Origin of the sequence: Gordonia soli NBRC 108243, assembly GCF_000334455.1 — a bacterium.
GTDB lineage: Bacteria > Actinomycetota > Actinomycetes > Mycobacteriales > Mycobacteriaceae > Gordonia > Gordonia soli.
Genome location: NZ_BANX01000045.1, coordinates 1 through 21,301, shown reverse-complemented (window position 1 = coordinate 21,301; position 21,301 = coordinate 1). Strand labels below are relative to the sequence as shown.

Genomic DNA, 21,301 nt, shown 5'->3' with positions numbered 1-21,301 from the left:
TACGAGCGCCGCTCGGTCGACACCGTGATGCATCCAGGCAGATCCAATCAGTTGCGCGCAGCCGGACGGTCGTGCCCGCGGGCCATGCTCGCGCCGCCGGAATCCGTCAGCCGAACCAGTGCTCCAACACGGCCGCGACTCCGTCGGCGTTGTTGTCGAGGGTGATCTCGTCGGCGGCCGCGCGGGCGGCGGGATGCCCGTGCCCCATGGCCACACCGTGGTCGGCCCAGGTGAGCATCTCGACATCGTTGGGCATGTCGCCGAACGCGATGGTGGTGGCGGCGTCGAGGCCGGCGAACTCGATCAGGGTCTGCAGACCGGATGCCTTGTGGGTGTCGGGCACCGAGAGTTCGATGAGGCCGTTGTCGGTGGAGAACGTGATCTGTGCGATGTCGCCGACACGCGGGGCGAGGCGCCGGGCCATCTCGTCGGACGCCCAGTCGGGGCGGCGGACCAGCAGCTTCACGGCCGGTCGGGCGAAGACCTCGTCGTCACCGACCTCGACGTGGTCGGGGTTGAGCCAGGCGTGTTCGTAGCCGCTGCTCGCGACGAAGGGAGCGGTCGCGGCATCGGTCGCCGACTCGCCGACCCGCTCGGCCGCGAGGCCGCATCCGGGGATCGCGGCAGAGGCGATCTCGCCGAGCTTCACCAGCACGTCGGGGGCGAGGGTCGCGGCCGACAGCACGCGGTCGTTGCGGACGTCGTAGACGATGGCGCCGTTGGCGCAGACCGCGTAGTCCACCTGCGCGCGCGACCCGGCGAACTGGTCGCTGATCTCGGCTATCCAGCGCGGCGGCCGCCCGGTGGCGAGGACGAAGTCGGTCCCGGCATCGCGCGCGGCGCCGAGGACGGCGAGTGTTCGCGAGGAGACCGTGTTGCGATCGTCGATCAAGGTCCCGTCGACGTCACTGGCGATCAGGGTCGGGCGCGCCGGACGCACGACATCGGGGCCAGGGACGGTCATCGGCCTGCCTCATGTCCGGTGTGGTCGTCGGGGTGGCGGGCCGCTCGCGCCTCCGCCTTGCGGGCTGCTTCCTCGTCCTCGATCACCGCGGCCGCCTCCGGGGTCGGTGCCGAACCGCCGAGTCGGGCCGGGACCCAGAACTCGCCCGCCGGATGGTCCCCGTACTCGTCCTGCACCTGGTGCAGGAGTTCGGTCATCGCGGTCCGCAGCCGGACGGTGGTCTCGTCGGGGTCGGCATCGGGCGCCACCGAGATCGGCGGGCCGTATCGCACGGACACCGGCAACTTGCTCCGTCCGATGTTCCGCGTGCCGGCCTCGGTCTTGGTCCACTGTCGGTGCGCACCCCATACGATCGACGGCACGATCGGCGCCCCCGATTCCTTCGCCATCCGCGCCGCACCCGTCTTGAACTCCTTGAGCTCGAAGCTCCGGCTGATCGTCGACTCGGGGTACACGGCGACGACGAGTCCCTCGCGGAGTCGTTCGACGGCCTGCTGGTAGGCCTCGCCGCCCTTGGACCGGTCGACCGGCACCGTCTTGGTGTGGTTGACCAGGAACCGCATGATCGCGATGTCCATCACCTCGGACTTGATCATGTACCGCGTCCGCCGCCCCGCCCGGTAGACGCCGAGTGCGGCCGGGAGGAAGTCGACATAGCTGGTGTGGTTCACGGCAAGCACCACACCACCGGTCTTCGGAATGTTCTCGACACCCGAGAAGGTCAATTTCAGGCCCTGCGCTCGCACCAGGCTGTGGGCGATGATCTCGAGAGATCGGTACACGGGCTCCATGGGTGTCAGCCTATCCGGCGCCGACGACGATCCGGCCCGCGACGGTCGGCGCCGGCCCGCACCTCCCGATCAGTCGCCCGTACCCGCGCCGGCCTGGCCCCCTGCGTCCCGCTGCGCACGCCGGGCCGCCTTCTCCGCCTGCTCCTCGGCGTCCATCCGGTTGGCCTCCTCGAGCGTGGGTGCCGAGCCGCCGAGCCGCGCCGGGACCCAGAACTCGCCCTTCGGATGCTCGCCGTAGGCGTCCTGCAACTCCAGCAACTTCTCGCTCATCGACTTGTGGAGCGCCGCAGTGAGCGTCTCGGCATCGCCGATCGGTGCGATGGGTTCGGCGACGCCGATCATGATCTTGTAGCCGGTCCGACCGAGCTGCTTGGGGAAGCCCTTGGTCCACACCCGCTGTGCTCCCCAGATGACGGTCGGGATGATCGGCGCATCGGCCTCGAGGGCCATCCGGGCGGCGCCGCTCTTGAACTCCTTGAGTTCGTAGCTCCGACTGATGGTCGCCTCGGGATAGACACCCACGAGTTCGCCGCGCTTCAGGTAGTCGACGGCGTCGAGATAGCTCTGTGCGCCGTTCCCGCGGTCGACGGGGATGTGCTTGAGCGCACGCATGATGGGTCCCGAGTACTTGTTGTCGAAGACCTCTTTCTTCGCCATGAAGCGGACCTTGCGGCGTTGCTGCAGGAAGGCGGGGATGCCGGCATAGGTGAAGTCGAGGTATCCGGTGTGGTTGATGGCCACCACCCCGGGCCCGGTCTTCGGCACGTTCTCGACACCCGAGATCTTGAACTTCAGGCCCTCCGCCAGCCACAACAGGCGTGCGGCACTGATCACTGTGTCGTACACGGGTTCCATGGGATGAGCTTAGCGGGGCTACCCTGGAGCCGATTTCTTCTCGGGCCACCGCAGTCCAGCCCGGGATCTCGAGGAGGCGACAGAGTTGCAGATCACCAGCGTCGGACACGCCGGTTTCCACATCCAGACGGATGCCGGCTCGATCCTGTGTGACCCGTGGGTGAACCCCACGTACTTCGCGTCGTGGGTGCCGTTCCCCGACAACTCCGAGCTCGACTGGAAGTCGCTCGGGCAATGCGACTACCTCTACGTGTCGCACCTGCACCGCGACCATTTCGACGAACGCAACCTGCGGGAGAACGTCAGCAAGGACGCCACCGTCCTCCTGCCCGACTATCCGGTGCCGGACCTGCGTCGCGAGTTGGAGAAGCTCGGGTTCACCAAGTTCGTGGAGACCGAGGACTCGGTCAAGACGACGGTCACCAACGACAAGGGCTCGCTAGACGTGATGATCATCGCGCTGCGGGCCCCCGCCGACGGCCCCATCGGCGACAGCGGCCTCCTGGTGTCCGACGGTGAGACGACCGTCTTCAACATGAACGATGCGCGTCCGATCGACCTCGACGTCATCGACGAGGCGTTCGGTCATGTCGACGTCCACCTGCTGCAATACTCGGGCGCGATCTGGTACCCGATGGTCTACGACATCCCCCGGAAGTCGAAGGCGAACTTCGCCGCCCAGAAGCGGCAGCGCGGCATGGACCGCGCCCGGTCCTACATCGAGCAGGTCGGCGCGACCTGGGTCGTGCCGTCGGCCGGCCCCCCGATGTTCCTGGACGAGGATCTCTTCTACCTCAACGACATCGGCAACGACGAGACGTCGATCTTCCCGGACCAGGAGACCTTCCTGGAGCAGATGACGATCCACGGCACCGACGACGGCGAACGCCACCGCGGTCTGATGATGGTCTCCGGCTCGACCGCAGACTTCACCGGGTCGACGCTGGATCAGATCGAGCACCCCTACCCGCCCGCCGACGTCTTCGGCGAGAACAAGGGTCCGTACCTGGAGCGGATGAAGGAGAAGTTCGCCCCGATCATCGCCGCCGACAAGGCGACCTGGGCGTCGGCCGAGGGCGAGCCGCTCCTGCAGCCGCTGCGTGAGCTCTTCGAGCCGATCATGGCTCAGTCCGACCTGATCTGCGACGGAATCGGCTACGCGGTCGGCCTGGTGATGGGCGATCAGACCGTTGTCCTCGACTTCCCCAATCGCATCGTGCGGGAGCCGAAGGAGGGTGAGGGCAAGTACCGCTACGGGTTTCGGATCGATCCGGCTCTCGTGCGGACCGTGGTGGAGAACCACGAGCCCGACTGGGTCAACACCATCTTCCTGTCGACCCGGTTCACCACGTGGCGGATCGGCGGGTACAACGAATACCTGTACACCTTCTTCAAATGCCTCACCGACGAGCGCATCGCCTATGCCGACGGATGGTTCTCCGAGGCGCATGACGACGCGGCGTCGATCACCAAGGACGGCTGGGAGATCCAGCGTCGGTGTCCGCACCTGAAGGCAGACCTCGGCAAGTTCGGCGTGATCGAGGGCGAGAAGCTGACGTGCAACCTGCACGGCTGGCAGTGGGACCTCCCGACCGGCCGGTGTCTGACGTCGAAGGGCCACGAACTCCGCGCCGAACGCCTCGACTCCTGACCCTGGTCGCGTCACCGATCGATCGGTGAGAAGATCTGAGTCGATGAGTACGGATTCGGTCGAACGGCGATATCGCGGCGAGTCCGTCGATGCACGTCGCGCAGATCGGCACTGTCGGTTCCTGGACGCAGCGCTCTCGGAGTTCACCGAGGTCGGGTACGCGACGACGTCGGTGACGTCGATCTGCCGGGCGGCGGGTCTCTCCCGGCGGCAGTTCTACGAGCTGTTCGCCGACCGCGAGGCGCTGCTGCTGGACCTGTACGCGAAGATCCAGTCCGATGCGCGGGATGCGGTGACGCGGGCACTCGAGGAGTGCGAGTCACGCGAAGACGGGGTCCTGGCCGCGACCGCGATGGCGGCGTACATGCAGTCGGTGGGCACCGACCCCCGGCGCGCCGAGGTCTCCTTCGTCCAGATCGTCGGCGTGAGTCCCGAGGTCGAGCAGCGCAGGTTCGACGGACGTCAGGTGTGGGCCGACTTCTTCACCGCGACAGCCGCCCGCTTCACGCCGGGACGCGTCGTCGATCCCGAACGCGAACGCTTCGTCACCATCGGCTTCATCGGTGCACTCACGTCGGTCGTCCACCGGTGGAGCACGTCGTCGCCGCGGCCGGAGCCCGAGGCCGTCGCGGCGATCCTCGCCGACATCCTCCTGGCCTTCGTCGACCTCTGAGATTCACCCACACTCCGAACGGGTACGCGCACAGCATGTCCGAGGCCGAGGTGGAGCACACCGACGACGGGCGCCACATCATCGTGCGCGGTCGCAGGTGGCGTGCGACCGATCCCCACATCCCCGAGGAGCGCGGCGCGGAACTGCGGTCGATCCTGATGGCCTGGCGGCGAGAGGTCCGACGGACCGACGGCGCTCCCGAGGCTCGGGCCGGCGTGCAGGCCGCGAAAGTCGCTCTCGGCGAACGTGGCACACCGTGGTGGGAGCAGTCCGACGACGAGCGTCGCGCTCGATGGGAGATCGACGTCCCCCGCCCGGGCGATTCCGACTGATACGACGGGTGCCCGCTACCGCGCCGTTCCGGCACATGGAGGCGCGGGGGCATCCTCGAACAGCGGCGCCTTCAGGGGGATCAGGTACAGGACGTCGAGGATGACCGGAGTGGTGCCGAGGTTCCGGCCGATGTGTGTGTTGGCCTCGCCCGCGGGCTCGCGGATGATCGCCCCGGTCGGATAGGTCACCGGCGTGCAGTCGGAGCCCGGATGGGTCAGCGTGCCCTGCCGGACGATCCCGACCAGCATCCCGTCGTGATAGTGCCAGCCGGTGGTCCCACCGGGCGCGATGGTGATCTCGCGGACGACGACGTGGACGCCCTTCGGTACGAAAGGCAGGAGATCAGCCGGGATCTCGGTTTCCGCCAGGGTCACGGCCGAGATGCCGGACGGGGGTGTCGCATGTGCAACCGCGGGAGCGATGAGCAGTGGTGCGGCAAGTGCCGCGAGGACCATCAGGAGACGCCGCCTGGCTGACATGGTCCGAGAGTAGCCAGGGTGCGGAACTTCTGATGCACCTTGGTGAAGTCCGGCCTGGTGCACATCGCGACCGCGACAGTGGCGCCTCTCGCAGTGACCGACGTGTCCATGCGACAGGTCTTGTGACCTGACACACGACCATGTAGGTTTGCCCGGCGAGTGAGACGTAGGCGTCTCACACTGTCGGGGAGGTCGGGAAGATGCGGCGAGAGTTCGTCCGAATGCGATTCATGTCAGCGGCTCTCGTGGCAATCGCCACCGTCGCGGTCACGGTGAGTACGGCATTCGGCAGCGGGATCGCCGACGCAACGCCGTCGACGGGACCGTCCGCCGGCGCGACGCCGCCCCAGCGTCAGGTGCCGGTCCGTCCCGCACTGCCGTTCCCGATCCCACCTCGCGTCCCCGAGTTCGATCGTGGGTTCTATCTGCCTGCGCGCGCCGCCTACGCCGACAAGGCACCGGGCGAGATCATCGCCGCGCGGCGCGTGAACCTGGCAGCACTGTCGGTGTTCCCGCTGAACGTCGACAGCTGGCAGATCTCCTATCGGTCGACGAACACCCGGGGCGAGGCGATCCCCGCGGTCGCGACGCTCATCAAACCACGTGGGCCGGTGCGACCGGGTCCCAGCAAACTGGTCTCCTGGCAGTCGGCCGAGGACTCGACCGCGAACTACTGCGCACCGTCCTATGCCCTCCAGCAGGCGTCCATCCCCGGGCAGCTGACCGGATCGATCGACTCGACGTACGAACTGCTGCAGATCACCTCACTCGTCGCCGCCGGATGGTCGGTCGTCATCCCCGACCACCAGGGCCCCGAGTCTGCCTTCGCCGCAGGACCGTTGGCCGGGCGTATCACCCTGGACGGCATCCGCGGCGCCCGTGACTTCGCGCCACTACGCTTGAAGAAGGACCTCCGCGTCGGCATGATGGGCTACTCCGGCGGTGCGATCGCGACCGGGTGGGCCGCCGAATTGCATCCCCGGTACGCACCTGAGCTGCCCATCGTCGGCGTCGCCGAAGGCGGTGTCCCCGCGGACATCAGCGCACTGGTCGATCTCGCCAACGGCAACGCGGCGTCGGGCCTCATCATGGCCGGTGTGATCGGCGTCAGCCGCGAGTACCCGGACCTGGATGCGTTCCTGCGCAAGCACATCAACCCACTCGGCCGCGCCCTGCTCACCGCCAAGAACCCACTGTGCCTTGCTTATCAGGCGGCACTCGCACCCTTCGTCAACATCAAGGGGCTGATCAACCTGCCCGGCGACCCCCTGGGGTACCCGACACCACGCCGGGTCCTCGGTGACCTGAAGATGGGCCGGACCGTCCCGACCGCGCCGATGTACGTCTACCAGTCGAATCCGGACTGGATCGCCCCGGTGGGACCGGTCAACGGACTGGTCAAGAAATACTGCGCCGACCCCGCTGCGCGCGTGCAGTACACCCGCGACCACTTCAGCGAGCACATCACCCTCGCCGTCGAGGGGTTTGCGCCGGCGACCGTCTGGATGCGGGATCGCCTGAACGGCAAACCCGTCGCGTCCGGATGCTCGACGAAGGACGTCGGTTCGATGGCACTCGACCCCAAGACCTGGCCGACATTCGTGGGCCTCGTCGGCAACAACCTGGCAGCGCTCATCGGTCAACAGCTCGGGAATCCGCCCCGCGGCTGACGACGTCGGGCCCGGGCCTGATCCGCTGCGAGTCCCCGCCGTGCCGGTCATCGTCCCGTCCGGCGAGCAGAGCCCAGACCGGGCCGACGATCAGCCAGATCACGGTGACCGGCGCCAGCATCGGGAAGATCCCGAAGAGCTCCGCGCGCTGTTCCGGATCGGCGACCGTCACCGACAGGAGCAGCGTGGCCACCGATGCGATGGCGGCGGCGATCAGCCACCGGCCGTAGACGCGGGCCTCATGCCAGAACTTGGGCATGCCGCCGGTCGGTGGCTTCGGCGGTGGCGGACCGTCGGCGAACCAGTTCGCGAACCGCGCGTCGGCCCAGGCGATCATCGAGTGACCGAAGGCGATCGTGACACCGAGATAGATCCCGGCCAGGCGATGGATGCTCGTGACCTCCCCGCCGCCGTGGATGTCGACCGCCACCGCCGTCAACAGGGCGAGGTCGAGGATCGGGATCGCGAGGAGGATCGGTCGCGACCATCGGGGTCGCTTGAGCAGGTAGCGGACGCTGAGGCCGCCGAACAGCAGCAACCAGAAACCGATCTCGCAACCGATGATCACGAAGAGGATGGGATCGACGTCGAGTTCCATGGGTCAACTGTCGCGGGCCGGCGGCGACGGCACATCGAGCAGAAGTATGGAAGCGATACCACCTTCGGTCTCATCATTTCGGCCGATGCCGGATCACCCCGACACATGCTTCGATGAGGTCATGTGGCGCGTCCGACTCACCCGTGCCCAACTGAACGACGTCGGTATAGCGCTGATCTTCGTGGCCCTCGGCATCGGACTGCAGGTGTCCGGGCTCAACCCGATCGGGTGGCTGGATCGGGTCGACTCGCTGCCGGGGTCGTTCCCGTTGATCACCCTCGGCGTCGCGGCTGCGGGCGATCTCATGAGGTCCACCCGACCGACGGTCGCACTGGCGGTGGTGTCGGCCGCCCTCGTCGTGGATGTCGTGACGGTCCCGTCCATCGCCGTGTGGCTCATCCTGTCCGACGCCGTGTACGCGGTCTGCGTCTATGCAGGCTCACGGGCTGTCCGATTCCTCTACGCATCCGCACTCGCCTTCGGCGTCGTCGCGCTCGCCGCGTTGATCGCCACGGAGCCGGACTGGCGGCTCGTGTTCCTCTCCGCGCTGTGGCTGGTTGCCTTCGTCGGGTCACCCATCGGCTACGGCAAGGCCGTTCGCGAGCACCGGACCGCACTCGTCTCCGAACGCGCCCGCGCTCGGGCGATGACCGAGCTGGCGGAGCGCGAACGCGTGCAGGCGGTCTCGGAGGAGCGCCGGCGACTCGCTCGCGAGCTGCACGACGTCATCGCCGGACAACTGTCGAGCATCGCGGTCCAGTCGGCCGCGGGACTCCGCGCAACCGACGATCCCGATCTCACGGCCGCCGTATTGAAGGCCGTGCGCCAGAGTAGCGTCGATGCGTTGTCGGAGATGCGCACGATGATCGATCTTCTCGCCGACGACAGCGGCGAGGTGACGCCGGACCGACAGACCGCGTCGCTGCGCCGCGTCGACCACCTGGTCGATCCGATCCGCGCGACCGGTACCGCGGTGTCGGTCAGCGCCGACGTCGACGACCTGCCCGCGGTCGTCGACATCGCCGGGTACCGGATCGTCGCCGAGTCGTTGACCAACGCCGCCCGCCACGCGGAGGGGTCACCGATCGACATCGAGATCCGTTCGGATGAGCGCGAACTCGTCATCCACATCGCCAACCCACTCCGGGACGGTCGGTCGGCCGTGCCGGTCGACCGACCGCGCCGCGGACTCGAGAACATGTACACACGGGCACGGTCTGTCGGCGGCACCCTGCATGCCGGGGTGTCCGGTGGGCGGTTCGTGGTCGATGCGCGGCTGCCGCTGGAGTCCGACGGCGCGGTCGACGTCCCCGCCGCCCCGACACGACCTCCGATCCGGATGCCGCACCCGTGACCAGGGTGCTGATCGCCGACGACCACGCCGCGGTGCGGGCGGGTGTGCGATTGCTGCTCCAGACCGCGCCCCGCATCGAGATCGTCGGCGAGGCCGCGGACGGTGATCAGGCAGTTCACGAGGCTCGCCGCCTCCGTCCCGACGTGACCTTGATGGATGTGCGTATGCCGGGCGTCGACGGTCTGGCCGCGACCGAGGTCCTGGTGGCCGAGAAAGTCTGTGCCGTGGTGGTGTTGACGACGTTCGACCTCGACGACTACGTGTTCGGCGCGCTGCGAGCAGGCGCCAGCGGCTTCCTGGTGAAGACCGCCTCGGCAGAGGAGATCATCGCGGCCGTGGAGGCGGTTGCACGTGGTGACGCGATGTTGTCACCGGACGTGACCGGTCGGGTGATCGCAGCCTTCCGAGGCCGGGAGGCGCCGCCCGCGCCGAGCGTTTCGGTACCACTCGACGATCTGACCGCCCGCGAGCTCGACGTCCTGCACTGCTTGGGTGACGGTCTGTCCAATGCGCAGATCGCGTCACGGTTGTTCATCAGCGAGGCGACGGTCAAATCGCATGTGTCCCGGGTGTTGTCGAAGCTGGGCCTGCACTCGCGGGTTCAGGCGGCCCTGGTGGTGCGGGGGTCGCGCCCCGACGGGTGAGGTGATCGTCGACCGTGCGCTCGGAACTGTCGACCGTGCACAATTCGGCATTCTGTCCAGCCGGCCACTCCCGAGAAGCACCCCGCTTCCGCACAAAATCTGTACGCCAGCGAGTCGCCATTGACGATATGTCGATGGCCAACCGCTCTCGTACAGATTTCGACCGTGCGCTCGGAACCGTCGACCGTGCGCGCCGGTTTCACCTGCTCAGGTTCAGGGCACGCAGAGAGCACGGATTACCTCGAGGACAGGAGTCGACCCATGAGTCACACGCCACCGAAGGACGTCCAGGAGGCGGCCCAGCGCGCCGTGCGATGGATCGACGACGGCAAGGCCGGGCCGGGATTCACCGACACCGGACGTCATCGCGCGCACCAGCTGGCCGACGGCAAGGGCGTCGACGACGACCAGATCCGCAAGATGCGCAACTACTTCTCCCGACACGAGGTGGATCGTGACACGACCGGCTTCTCCCACGGCGAGGACGGATTCCCCACCGCCGGTCGGGTCGCGTGGGATGCCTGGGGCGGGGATCCTGGTCGCCGCTGGGCGAATTCGGAGACGATCAAGGGCGACTGACCCGGTCCGTCGACCGTGCGCTCGAATTCGTTGACCGTGCGCTCGACCTCCGGCCGGCCGGGATTGTCGGTGGCACGGGCTAGGCTGGCACCAGCAGAGATTCGGAGATGGCCCCAACGGCCCGATGCTCGTGACGAAATGATGATGTGGCTCTGCATCATCCGTATCGTCATGGGAGAGCATCGTGTCCGTCGCAGAACAGTGGGACGTCGCGTCAGCCGACGTCGCCGCAGCTGTGCAAGGAGTCGACTCCGCCGACGTCGCCGATCTCCTGACCGGTCTCGCCGACCATCGACGCGCGGAGGCGTTCATCGCCTGGTCTCGCTATCGCTCGATTGCTCGTCTCCACGACCTGCTCGTCGGCTCGACGCACGACCACGCCGAATCGACATCGCCCGCATCCGCTGCCGACCTACGGACAATCGATGAGTACGCGCAGTGCGCCGCTCGGATCGCCATGACCGACGGCGTCTCGCAGACCGCCGGCGAGTCGATGCTGACCGAGGCCCTCGCGCTCCGCGATCGTCTACCGGAAGTCGGCGCCTGCCTTCGCGATGGCGAGATCTACCCCGCACAAGCACGCGCCATCATCAGTCGCACCGACCTGGTCGACGACACCGAACACGCAGCGCCCGTCGATGCCGCCATCGCCGCTGCGATCCGGCGTCCAGGAACCTGGTCACCGAAACGATTGCGCGACATGGTGGACCGGATCATCTTCCGCCACGATCCCGACTCCGTGCGCCGCCGACGACGCCTCGCACACGACGCACGTGGAATGTGGGTGGAGCCGACTCGCGACGGCATGGCGGAGATCGGTGCGGACATGCCGGCCGAGAACGCGCGGATCGCGGCAGCATCTGTCACCACCATGGCCGAGTCCGTGTGTCCGCACGATCCACGGTCTCGACGTGCCCGCGCCAGCGACGCTATGTTCTGCCTCCTCGCCGGCAACCGGTTCACCTGCGAGTGCGGCCGCCCCGACTGCGCCGCGGTCGTCCCACAGCAGCAGGACCTCGATGACCCAACCGACGACTGGGCGCGCCGTTCGCGAGTCGTCGTGCACGTCGTCTGTGACGAGTCGACGCTCCACGGCACCACCGACCATCCTGGCTTCGTGGACGGGCACGGCGTCATCTCCGCCGACCATGTACGCGACATCGCCGAGCGGAACGACGTCACCATCCGGCCGCTGAACCCAGAAGGTGGGCCCGCCCCACTCTCGCTGCCCAGCAACGACTACCGCCCGTCGACAGCGCTGGACACATACCTGCGAATTCGCGACGCCTACTGCACCATCCCCGGCTGCGATCGACCGGCGTGGACCGCCGACCTCGACCACGTGACCGAGTACGACCACACCGACCCGACAGCCGGCGGCCGGACGTGCCCGCAGGGCATGAACGCCAAATGCCGATGGCACCATCTGCTCAAAACGTTCGGCTCTTGGCTCGACGACCAGGTCCAGGGTGTCGACGGCCAGACGCGCAGTCGGGTCATCACCCCCGAAGGCATCGTGATCCCCGGGGCCGCAGAGACAAACACGGCACTCTTCTCCGGTCTCCGATACATCCGATTCCGCGATCCGCCGCCGACAGTCCGCCACCTGTCATCACCGACCGAGGCGAACCCGACCCGCCGCCGCACCCGCACCGCGGACAAGCACGCCCGTCGCCGGTACGAACGCGCACGCAATCGGGCCGAGCGCACCGACGGGCCGTTGCCGCCGTTCTGAGGCCCGGGACAGCTCCGAGCATCGCCGACCGATGAGTTCCGGACACCCCACCGGTCTGTACTCCTGACCGTCCCGACACCGGGCACCAACAGATCGATACCGAAAGCGAGCCACCATGTCCCGCATGCTGTTCGTCAACACGACCGCCACCGACATCCCCGCTACGCGAAGCTTCTTCTCGGGACTCGGGTTCTCGTTCAACGACGACTTCTGCGACGACACGACATTGTGCCTGGTCGTCAACGACCAGTCCTTCGTCATGATCATGACGCCGGAGAAGTTCCAGGGCTTCATCAGCGGCGGGATCACCGACACATCGAAAGAGCGAGAGGTGCTGATCGCGATCTCGGCGGAGTCGAAGGACGCCGTCGACACCCTTGTCGACACCGCACTCGCGACCGGCGGCAGCACGTGGCAGGAGACCCAGGACCACGGATGGATGTACGGCCGCAGCTTCCGCGACCTCGACGGTCACGCCTGGGAGGTCTCGTGGATGGACCTCAGTCAGTTCGAGGGCTGATCCGGGCCGCCCTCAACCCTGCGGCGCTGCTCCCGAGAGTGCGACGTAGACGGCTCCGCACACCGCCGCGATGAAGGCGATGACCGCGACCACCTGCCAGCCGGGGCGGGTCGCGTCACCGAGGACCAGGATGCCGACGATACCGGGGATCACCGTCTCCCCCACCACGAGCGCGGCCGCGGCTCCGTTCACCGACCCGGTCTGGAGTGCGACCGTGAACAGGTAGAAGCCACCGACACCGCAGAGGACGATGGCATAGAGGGCCGGATCGGTCAGCATGCGTGGGATGTCGAAGTCGTTGACGCCATGCAGTATTCGGACGGCGACAGCCATCAGGCCGAACAAGACACCGCCGGCGAGGCCGGCCACCACGGCCACCCGTGCGCCGAGGAGCCGCACGGCCAACAGGCCGGCGCCGAGAAGCACGGCCCCCACCACGAGGACCCCGACGTGCAGCGCGGCACCGTCGTGTCCGTGGCCTTCGTCGGCGGCCGCCAGTCCCAGTACCACCAGCGAGACGACCACCACCCCGATCGCGGTCCACTCCTTCGCCGACAGTCGGGTCCCGAGGACCACGATGGCGAGCACGGCCGTGACCACGAGGTTGGCGCTGACGATGGTCTGCGCCAGGAACAGCGGCGCAAGCCGCGCCGACACCAGGTTGCCGACGAACCCGAGCGAGTCCAGGGCCACCCCGATCAGGAACGACACCGTCAGCATCGCGGTGATCGTCGACCGCAACGTCGGGCCGGAACCGGCCGGCGCATCATCGGGCCCCGGCGCCACGCTCTGCGCACCGCGCGCCTGCAACACGGACGCGGTGCCGTACGCGAGTGCCGCGAGCACCGCGGCGATGATGCCGATGATCATCTGCCCAGTATCCGCGCCGGAGTCGCCGCGTGGTCGCAGATCTGTGCGTGTCCGAGCAGGTCATGTCGGACATCCGAAACCGATTTCTTCAAGCCGGGGACCGTCTGCTACAACTCTCCGGTAAGTGATCGATCGTCTCGGCTTCCGAGACCGCTTTTCTCGAGGAGCAGCCGTGACCGGCCCGAGTCGCGACGACGCCGTTCTGCGTTCTGAATCCAATGTGGACACATCGGATCAACTCATCCAGCCCCGCCCGGATCTGCGCTCCGCGTTGGCTTTCATGCTCTTCTGTGTCGTGCTGCTCATAGCCCTCACCGTGTGGCGCTGACCACTGGCCCGGGTCAGCGCTGAACAATACTCCGGACTCTTCGTCGGCGGTACCGATCGGCGGTACCGATCGGCACCGACAGGTGGCACCGCTCGCCTCAGCGCGGCTCGAGGACCTCGGTGCCCACGAAGCGCGCGAGTTCGGCGGGCAACCGCACCGATCCATCGGGCTGCTGGTGGTTCTCCAGGATTGCGACGATCCAGCGGGTGGTCGCCAATGTGCCGTTGAGCGTTGCGGCGGTCTGCGGCTTGCCGTTCTCGTCGCGGTACCGGATCGACAACCGGCGCGCCTGGAATGTCGTGCAATTCGACGTCGAGGTCAGCTCGCGATAGGTGTTCTGGGTGGGAACCCAAGCCTCACAATCGAACTTGCGCGCGGCCGACGACCCGAGATCTCCGCCGGCGACGTCGATGACCCGATACGGGACGTCGATCGCCCCGAGCATCTCCTTCTCCCAGCCGAGCAGGCGTTGATGCTCGGCCTCGGCGTCCTCGGGACGGCAGTAGACGAAGCCCTCGATCTTGTCGAACTGGTGCACGCGGATGATGCCACGGGTGTCCTTGCCGTAACTGCCCGCTTCGCGCCGGAAACAGCTCGACCATCCGGCGTAGCGTTTCGGACCGTCGGAGAGATCGATGATCTCGTCCATGTGGTAGCCGGCGAGCGGTACCTCCGACGTGCCGACGAGATACAGGTCGTCCTCTTCGAGGTGGTAGACCTCCGCGGCGTGCGAACCCAGGAATCCGGTGCCGCCCATGACCTCCGGGCGCACCAGCACCGGCGGGATCATCAGGCTGAAGCCGTTGGCGACGGCCTTCTGCGCCGCCATGTTGAGCAGCCCCAGCTGCAGGAGCGCACCCGGTCCGGTCAGGAAGTAGAAGCGCGACCCCGACACCTTGGCGCCGCGCTCCATGTCGATGAGACCGAGAGATTCGCCGAGTTCGAGGTGATCTTTGGGGTCGTCGATGGCGCGCGGCTCGCCGACGTGCTCGAGGACCACATAGTCGTCCTCGCCCCCTGCGGGCGCACCGTCGGCGACGATGTTCGAGATCGCCCGGTGCGCGGCCTGCGCGGCCTCGTCCGCCGAACTCTGGCGGGCGACCGCCGCCTTCACCTGCTCGGCGAGCTGCTTGCCCTTACCCAGCAGTTCCTGCTTCTCGTCGCCCTGCGCCTTGCCGACCAGCTTGCCGAGACCCTTCTGCTCGGAACGCAGGGAGTCCGCCTCGACGATCGCCGCACGACGCGTCGCATCGGCCTCCAGCAAGGTGTCCACGAGTCCGGGGTCCTCGCCGCGGTTCCGCTGCGACGCGCGAACCAGATCCGGATCCTCACGCAGAATCTTCAGGTCGATCACGAGGACGACCCTACTAAAGGACGCCGTGCGCCTTCCGTTCGCGATGTCCCTGCGCTCGCTGTGCGGTATGCGATCCTCGCGCGGAAACGGACGCGGGGACGTCCTGATCAGTGGGACCCGGTCCCCTCCGTGGAGGTCGGGGTCCGGGTCAGGACCAGATCTGGAGGTAGTCCTCGCGCCCGAACATGCGCGCCGCCTCGTCCGCCGACGGGAAGCCGGCCTGCGGGTCGGCACCGGCCTCGACCAGGACGCGCACGACGTCGTCGTAGCCCTTGAACACTGCGCCGGCCAGCGGCGTCTGTCCCTTGTCGTTCTCCAAGCCGGTATCGGCCCCCTTGCCGACCAGCAGGGACACGATCGGTGCGTGTCCGTGGTAGGCGGCCAGCATCAACAGACTGTCGCCGGACTGGTTGCGCAGGTCGACCGGGACACCCGCATCGAGGTGACTGCGCAGCGACTCGAGGTCACCCTTGCGGGCGAAGTCGAACAACCGGGTGGCCAGCTCGATGACGTCCGGGTCGATGTCGGCGGGATCGTTCTGCTCGTGCGTGCTCACGATCTGCAGAGTGTAGGTACTTCGTGCCCGCCACAACAGGCATGATGGATGCGATGACTTCCGACGACGAGTGGCGTCCGGCGCCCGGCCCCGAGCACGACCCGGGATCGGACGGCCGTCGCGATGACACCGACCACGAGCACAACCAACGGGTCGGCGGGCGACTGCGCGGACTCCTCGACCAGCCGATCCGCGTGGTCCTGGCCGCCGTCGTCATCGGCGCGCTGGTGGCCGGTGCCGCGGTCTGGGCGATCGGCGGATTCGACGACGCCGGCAGCGTCGGCGGGACCGGCATCGGCGAGAGCGAGCGGCTGGTGCAGAACGCATTCACCCAGTCGGTCGCCGGCGACTGCTTGGATTGGCCTGCGGGACGCCCGGGCTCGCCGGAGAAGATCACCTGCGAGGACAAGCACCGATTCGAGGTGGCAGGGAAGCTCGACACCAAGCTCCTGCCGGGTTCGGAGTTCGGTGAGGCGGCGCCCTATCCGGGTCCGGTGCGGTTCGAGTCGATCCGGAACGAGCAGTGCCCGGTGATCGTCGACGACTACCTGGCGGGCAAGCTCGATCCGCAGGGCCGTTTCTCCGTCGGTATCATGTATCCGCCGAAGGACCAGTGGGACAAGGGTGCCCGCGAACTCCGCTGCGGCATCCAGCAGACCGGCCCCGACCGGTTCCCGGAACAGTTCGCCGGCCGGGTCGCCGACCAGGACCAGTCCTTCCAGTGGGTCCCGGGGACGTGCGTGGGTATCGACGAGAACCGCAAGCCGACCTATCCGGTCAACTGCACGGAGAAGCACGCGTTCCAGACCACCGGCATCGTCGACCTCGCGCCACGCTTCGGCGACCGGGTGTCGGGCAAGCCGTGGCCCGGCGCCGCGGCCCAGAACACCTTCCTGCAGTCGGTGTGCCCGGTGCAGACCGAGCGGTTCCTCGGCGGCAAGGACAAACTCGAGAAGACCACGTTGAACGTCCAGTGGTCGGTCATCAGCGAGGTCAGCTGGTTGGCGGGGAGTCGCAAGGTCGTCTGCTACGTGGGCCTGCCCGATCGCGGTGGTTTCGCCACCCTGGTGGGCGACGCGCGGTCGACCCTGCTGATCAACGGCAAGGTCCCGGTTCCGCCGCCCGCGGCACCGCCCGGTCGTGCACTGCCCACGGCGGTCCCGATGCCGCCGGGCATCGCCCCGAACCCGGCCGAAGAGCCGGCCCCCGCGGGCTGACCCGATGGCCGTGATCATGTCCGACGACGAGTTCGACGGACTCGTCTCCGACGCGCTCGACACCGTTCCCTCGGAACTGACCAGCGCGATGACCAACGTGGTGATCCTGGTGGAACCGTTCAACGAGGAGGAGCCGACCATCCTCGGGCTCTACACCGGTGTCGCGTTGACCGAGCGATATCACGACTACGGCGGGTTCCTGCCCGACACCATCACCATCTATCGCGAGCCGATCCTGTCGATGTGCGACGACCGCGACGAGGTGGTGCGGGAAGTGGCCGTGACGGTGATCCACGAGATCGCCCACCACTTCGGCATCGACGATCGCTGGCTGCACGCCAACGGCTGGGGGTAGACGCCGGCCTGTTCCGGCGCCGGGGGTCAGCCCATCGGGTCGACGACGAGAGGCTCGTCGACCTGCGGCGGCTCGAACGGGGCGAATACCGCTCCCCACCGACGGCACTCCCATCGACCGTCGACGAGATCGAGTTCGATGCTGCCGAGATTGTTCAGATGGGTGGCCGCTGCGAACTCGCCGTCGATGCCGGCGAGGTGGGCGGCGACCAGACGGATCGCGGCACCGTGACTCACCAGGTAGACGTCGGGCGGATCGTCGGCGGAAAGGTGGTCGCGCACGAGCCCATCGATCACCGGTAGAAACCTCGACCGCACCTGCGACAACGACTCCCCACCAGGGATCTCGACGTCGGGCTCACCGCCGTACCAACGGTCGACCACGGTGCGGAACACCTCGTGCGCGTCGGAGTCCCAGCGATCCTCGAGATCCCCGACCTGGACCTCGTGGACACCGTCGACGGTGCCGGCCTCCACACCCCAGACCGAACCGATCAGGGCTGCCGTCTCGCGGGCGCGGCGCGCGAGCGAGGAGACCACCACCACCTCACCGCGTGGGGGTTGTTCGAGTGCGAACCGAGCGGCCTGGCGCGCTCCGAAATCGGTGAGCGACGCTCCCGGCAGCGCGGTGTCGAGTCGTTTCAAGACGTTGGACGTGGTCTGACCGTGCCGGACGAGGTGCAACCTGGCCATCAGCCGACCCCGCCGGCTCGCACCGCGTCGAACCACGCGGCGGACTCCGAATGGTCCGGTGGCGGCGATCCGGTGGGCCGCAACGATGGCCACGACCCGAGGAACGCCAGTCGTTCGGCACGGCGGTGAAGAGCACGCAACGCTTCTCCCACCGCAGCGTCGTCGATGTGCCCGACGGCGTCGAGATAGAAGCGATAGAGCCCGGTCACCGCGTGGCGGGAGTCCCGATCGTTGCGCGGACGTGACTCGATGCGGGTGAGATCGATTCCGCGGGAGGCGAACTCGTTCATCGCCGACATCAGGCTGCCCGGGACGTTGGGCAGGTCGAGGATCACGGCGGTGCGATCGGCACCGGTACGTGCCGGTGGCGCGGCAGGCTTACCGACGAGCAGGAACCGGGTCACCGCGTCGTCGGCGTCGCACACGCCGTCGAAGAGGACCGTCAGGTCCGACAGTCGCGCGGCGAGCGGGGTGGTCACGGCCGCATCGGCCCGCCCCTCCGCCACGTCGTGTGCCGCACCGGCATTCGACGAGGCGGTCTGGAACGACGCCTGCGGGAACAGCTCCTCGACCGACCGGCGCACCTGGGCCGATGCGACCGGGTAGGCCGCGATGGTGCGGATCTCCGCTGCGGGGACCGGCCGCGCGGCCGCGATGGCGAAGGCGATGTCGAGCGTCGCCTCGGCGAACACCTGCACGTGACCGTCCGGCTTCTCCCACGGCACGAGCGCGTCCATGGTGGCGGGGACAGAACCCTCGAGTGAACTCTCGATCGGCACACAGGCGAAGTCCGCACGCCCGGAGCGGACCAGATCGATGGTGGAGGCGGGATCGGGAGCGGCCACCTTGGTGACCTCGCCGACGATTCGCGGCGCGCCGTCGTGATCCGACACCCGACCGGCCACCAGCGCGTCGAGCGCCATCTCGGTGAAGGTCCCCGCGGGACCGAAGTACGCGATCACGGACACCCCAAGAGCCTAGTCGACGGGGTCCGACAGACCTGTCGACAACGGCTCGTGATGCAATCGGCGCCGTTCGAACCGTTGACGCGTCATCGGTCGCAGATTTAGGTTAGGGTTACCTACACAACGACGAGCGTAACGTGCGTCACCGACCGAGTACCCCGAGAGGCCGTGCAATGACCCGAGTTGTCACCGATCGACCGTCTGACGCCGAGTTGATCCAGACGGCTTGTCGGCGGGTCACGGATGCGATGCTCGCGGTCGAGGGGACCGAGGCCACCCCGGTCAGCGTGGTCCATCTCTTCGAGTCCCAGGCCTTCGTGCTGGTCCCGACCGACTGCGAGGCGATCCGCCTGGCGATCGCGTCGGCCGATGGTCTGCCCGCCATGCTCGAGATCACCGACTGCGCGCCGATCGACCTGCGAGAGCGCGTCCGTTCGCTCATCTGGCTGCACGGGACGCTCCACGCCGTGCCCACCGACCTCGAACGTGACCTCGCCGTCGAGATCGCCACCGAACACCCCGACGGCGGCCTCCTCGACATCGGCCACGGCTTCTCGCTCCTGCGGCTGCAGTGCGCCAGTGCGGTCATCGCAACCGGTTCGGGTGCGGCCTCGGTGTCGGCGACCGACCTCGCCGGCGCCCTGCCCGACCCGTTCTGGGAGTACGAGAACGACTGGATCTCGCACCTCGACTCCGATCACGCCGACGTCGTCGGGCAACTCGCCCGCAAGCTGCCGCGGCACCTGCGCCAGGGCCGCGTCCGTCCCCTCGGACTCGATCGCTTCGGCATCCGCTTCCGTGTGGAGGGCTCGAGCGGCGACTCCGACGTCCGGCTGCCGTTCCCCAACCCCGTGACCGACGTCTACGAGCTGTCCGCGGCGCTGCGCAGCCTCGCCGGCTGCCCGTTCATCAACAGCCTCCCCGACTGACCGTCACCGCCGCCCGCAGGCCGCGCGATCGGGCGCCGCCGACTCCGTACGCTGAGCCCATGACGTCGCTCGCCGGTCGCATCCTGCGGCCGTCCCGACCCGACCACCCGTCAGTGGTCACCGACCCGCGCGAGCGACGCGGGATCATCGTCGAGCTGGCGATCGTCGCCGTTCTCACCTTCGGTTTCTCGGCCATCTCGGCTGCGTTGGCACTGCTCGAGGCGCAGCTAGGCGCAGGGATCGCGTCGCAGACGGTCGCGCTCAACCCCAGTCGTTCGGATCTCGGCGCGATCGACTTCGTCCGCCAGCTGATGAGCGGCGTCCGACTCCTCGCCATCGCCGCCCTCGGCATCTATTTGCTCTGGCGCAGCGGCATCGGGCTGTCACGTGTCGGCCTGGGCCGATGGACGCCCAGGGATGTACCGGTCGGACTCGGCTTGGCCGCTCTCATCGGTCTACCGGGTCTGGCGCTGGTCGCGGCGGCCCGCGCGGTCGGCGTCAACGCCCATCTGGTCCCCAGCGAGGTCGACGGCATCTGGTGGCGCTGGCCGGTCCTCATCCTCATCGCGATCGGCAACGCAGCGGCCGAAGAGGTCATCGTGGTGGCGTATTTCATCACCCGGCTACGGCAGCTCGGCGCGTCCGAGAACGGGTCACTGCTGGCCAGCGCGGTTCTGCGCGGGGGCTATCACCTCTACCAAGGCGTCGGCGGTGGTGTCGGGAACCTGGCCATGGGGCTCGTCTTCGGCCGGTTCTTCCAGGTCACCAACCGGGTCTGGCCGCTCGTGATCGCACACGCGGTGATCGACATCGTCGCCTTCGTGGGATACGCGTTGATCGGCGATCACCTGTCCTGGCTGCGATGATCGTCCACCCGGCGTCGGCCGGTCGAACGGGTCCGCCGGCGGTGACTGCGTACATTTGATGAGGTGAACCAGCCGGAACCGCCCTACCTCCGACGCCGCGGTGGCCCTCCCCCGCAGCGCGGTGGTGGCGATCCCCGCGCTGGTCGGGTGCCTCCCCGAGATGCCGGGAACCGCGCCGGCCCTCCCCCGGATCGGCGCGGAATACCTCCCCGAGACGGTCGCGGTGGGCCTGCTCGTTACGAGCCACCCCAGGCGTGGTCGGCAAGTCCCGGGGCCGATCGGCCGCGACGGGAACCGCCGCGCCCCGCGCGACGACCGGCACC

Annotated in this window: 24 protein-coding genes; 14 read left to right on the top strand and 10 right to left on the bottom strand. The window is 68.0% G+C overall.

All coding sequences use genetic code 11. The annotated features are described in order from the left end of the window. Positions 1-106: 106 nt before the first annotated feature. From GS4_RS23925 to GS4_RS23915, 3 genes are all read right to left on the bottom strand, one after another. Positions 107-964 (bottom strand): HAD family hydrolase, encoded by an 858-nt coding sequence (locus GS4_RS23925; RefSeq protein ID WP_007625488.1) that lies wholly within the window; start codon positions 962-964, stop codon positions 107-109. Then, a complete protein-coding gene (locus GS4_RS23920) occupies positions 961-1,755 on the bottom strand; it encodes a lysophospholipid acyltransferase family protein (RefSeq protein WP_007625487.1) in 795 nt (264 codons plus the stop codon). The genes GS4_RS23925 and GS4_RS23920 overlap by 4 nt, the downstream gene beginning before the upstream one ends. A 69-nt stretch (positions 1,756-1,824) precedes the next feature. Continuing rightward, on the bottom strand, positions 1,825-2,610 hold the full coding sequence (locus GS4_RS23915; RefSeq protein ID WP_007625486.1) for a lysophospholipid acyltransferase family protein: 786 nt from the start codon (positions 2,608-2,610) through the stop codon (positions 1,825-1,827). Positions 2,611-2,695: 85 nt separating this feature from the next. Here GS4_RS23915 and GS4_RS23910 point away from each other — a divergent pair, with 85 nt between their 5' ends. Genes GS4_RS23910 through GS4_RS23900 form a run of 3 tightly spaced genes read left to right on the top strand, consistent with a single transcriptional unit; the run spans position 2,696 to position 5,266 of the window. Continuing rightward, positions 2,696-4,261 (top strand): MBL fold metallo-hydrolase, encoded by a 1,566-nt coding sequence (locus tag GS4_RS23910; RefSeq protein ID WP_007625484.1) that lies wholly within the window; start codon positions 2,696-2,698, stop codon positions 4,259-4,261. A gap of 43 nt (positions 4,262-4,304) precedes the next feature. Next, positions 4,305-4,934: a TetR/AcrR family transcriptional regulator gene (locus tag GS4_RS23905; RefSeq protein ID WP_007625482.1), complete on the top strand. Its 630-nt coding sequence runs from the start codon at positions 4,305-4,307 to the stop codon at positions 4,932-4,934. 35 nt (positions 4,935-4,969) lie between these two features. Beyond that, a complete protein-coding gene (locus tag GS4_RS23900; protein WP_007625480.1) occupies positions 4,970-5,266 on the top strand; it encodes a hypothetical protein in 297 nt (98 codons plus the stop codon). Positions 5,267-5,281: 15 nt separating this feature from the next. On the opposite strand, the gene GS4_RS23895 is transcribed toward GS4_RS23900, so the two are convergent. Continuing rightward, a complete protein-coding gene (locus GS4_RS23895; protein WP_040511739.1) occupies positions 5,282-5,746 on the bottom strand; it encodes a cupin domain-containing protein in 465 nt (154 codons plus the stop codon). Between the two features lie 221 nt (positions 5,747-5,967). Between GS4_RS23895 and GS4_RS23890 the strand changes: the two genes are divergently transcribed. Next, complete coding sequence (locus GS4_RS23890) at positions 5,968-7,416, top strand: lipase family protein (RefSeq protein ID WP_439644641.1); 1,449 nt, start codon at positions 5,968-5,970, stop codon at positions 7,414-7,416. Here GS4_RS23890 and GS4_RS23885 read toward each other — a convergent pair. After that, positions 7,379-8,014: a hypothetical protein gene (locus GS4_RS23885; RefSeq protein ID WP_007625470.1), complete on the bottom strand. Its 636-nt coding sequence runs from the start codon at positions 8,012-8,014 to the stop codon at positions 7,379-7,381. The genes GS4_RS23890 and GS4_RS23885 overlap by 38 nt on opposite strands. Positions 8,015-8,099: 85 nt before the next feature. On the opposite strand from GS4_RS23885, the gene GS4_RS23880 reads away from it, so the two are divergent. The 5 genes from GS4_RS23880 (at position 8,100) to GS4_RS23860 (ending at position 12,846) form a co-directional block, all read left to right on the top strand. After that, positions 8,100-9,368, top strand: coding sequence for a sensor histidine kinase (locus GS4_RS23880; protein WP_157226751.1), 1,269 nt, complete (start codon positions 8,100-8,102; stop codon positions 9,366-9,368). After that, complete coding sequence (locus tag GS4_RS23875) at positions 9,365-10,012, top strand: response regulator (protein WP_007625466.1); 648 nt, start codon at positions 9,365-9,367, stop codon at positions 10,010-10,012. The genes GS4_RS23880 and GS4_RS23875 overlap by 4 nt, the downstream gene beginning before the upstream one ends. Before the next feature lie 261 nt (positions 10,013-10,273). Continuing rightward, a complete protein-coding gene (locus tag GS4_RS23870; protein WP_007625464.1) occupies positions 10,274-10,591 on the top strand; it encodes a hypothetical protein in 318 nt (105 codons plus the stop codon). Between the two features lie 184 nt (positions 10,592-10,775). Beyond that, positions 10,776-12,326, top strand: coding sequence for a DUF222 domain-containing protein (locus GS4_RS23865; RefSeq protein WP_007625462.1), 1,551 nt, complete (start codon positions 10,776-10,778; stop codon positions 12,324-12,326). 115 nt (positions 12,327-12,441) lie between these two features. Further along, entirely contained in the window at positions 12,442-12,846 is a 405-nt protein-coding gene (locus GS4_RS23860) for a VOC family protein (protein ID WP_007625460.1), read from the top strand. A gap of 12 nt (positions 12,847-12,858) precedes the next feature. Here GS4_RS23860 and GS4_RS23855 read toward each other — a convergent pair whose 3' ends face one another. Continuing rightward, a complete protein-coding gene (locus GS4_RS23855; RefSeq protein ID WP_007625458.1) occupies positions 12,859-13,716 on the bottom strand; it encodes a DMT family protein in 858 nt (285 codons plus the stop codon). A gap of 172 nt (positions 13,717-13,888) precedes the next feature. Here GS4_RS23855 and GS4_RS25755 point away from each other — a divergent pair, with 172 nt between their 5' ends. Next, positions 13,889-14,044 (top strand): hypothetical protein, encoded by a 156-nt coding sequence (locus tag GS4_RS25755; protein ID WP_007625456.1) that lies wholly within the window; start codon positions 13,889-13,891, stop codon positions 14,042-14,044. A 97-nt stretch (positions 14,045-14,141) separates the two neighbouring features. Here the strand turns inward: GS4_RS25755 and serS are convergent, their stop codons facing one another. Together serS and GS4_RS23845 are read right to left on the bottom strand one after the other, a co-directional pair. Next, a complete protein-coding gene (serS, locus tag GS4_RS23850) occupies positions 14,142-15,398 on the bottom strand; it encodes a serine--tRNA ligase (RefSeq protein ID WP_007625454.1) in 1,257 nt (418 codons plus the stop codon). A 148-nt stretch (positions 15,399-15,546) separates the two neighbouring features. After that, positions 15,547-15,963: an ankyrin repeat domain-containing protein gene (locus GS4_RS23845; RefSeq protein WP_439644643.1), complete on the bottom strand. Its 417-nt coding sequence runs from the start codon at positions 15,961-15,963 to the stop codon at positions 15,547-15,549. A 44-nt stretch (positions 15,964-16,007) separates the two neighbouring features. On the opposite strand from GS4_RS23845, the gene GS4_RS23840 reads away from it, so the two are divergent. Beyond that, entirely contained in the window at positions 16,008-17,171 is a 1,164-nt protein-coding gene (locus GS4_RS23840; RefSeq protein ID WP_083862842.1) for a septum formation family protein, read from the top strand. Between the two features lie 4 nt (positions 17,172-17,175). Further along, on the top strand, positions 17,176-17,526 hold the full coding sequence (locus GS4_RS23835) for a metallopeptidase family protein (RefSeq protein ID WP_007625448.1): 351 nt from the start codon (positions 17,176-17,178) through the stop codon (positions 17,524-17,526). A 26-nt stretch (positions 17,527-17,552) separates the two neighbouring features. On the opposite strand, the gene GS4_RS23830 is transcribed toward GS4_RS23835, so the two are convergent. Continuing rightward, positions 17,553-18,218: a histidine phosphatase family protein gene (locus tag GS4_RS23830; RefSeq protein ID WP_007625447.1), complete on the bottom strand. Its 666-nt coding sequence runs from the start codon at positions 18,216-18,218 to the stop codon at positions 17,553-17,555. Next, the gene (gene pheA / locus GS4_RS23825; protein ID WP_007625446.1) at positions 18,218-19,186 is read right to left on the bottom strand and encodes a prephenate dehydratase; all 969 of its coding nucleotides are present in this window, start codon (positions 19,184-19,186) and stop codon (positions 18,218-18,220) included. Before pheA ends, GS4_RS23830 begins: the two co-directional genes overlap by 1 nt. A gap of 170 nt (positions 19,187-19,356) precedes the next feature. On the opposite strand from pheA, the gene GS4_RS23820 reads away from it, so the two are divergent. After that, entirely contained in the window at positions 19,357-20,112 is a 756-nt protein-coding gene (locus tag GS4_RS23820) for a DUF2470 domain-containing protein (protein ID WP_040511737.1), read from the top strand. Between the two features lie 59 nt (positions 20,113-20,171). Further along, complete coding sequence (locus GS4_RS23815; RefSeq protein ID WP_007625444.1) at positions 20,172-20,978, top strand: CPBP family intramembrane glutamic endopeptidase; 807 nt, start codon at positions 20,172-20,174, stop codon at positions 20,976-20,978. Positions 20,979-21,301: the final 323 nt, after the last annotated feature.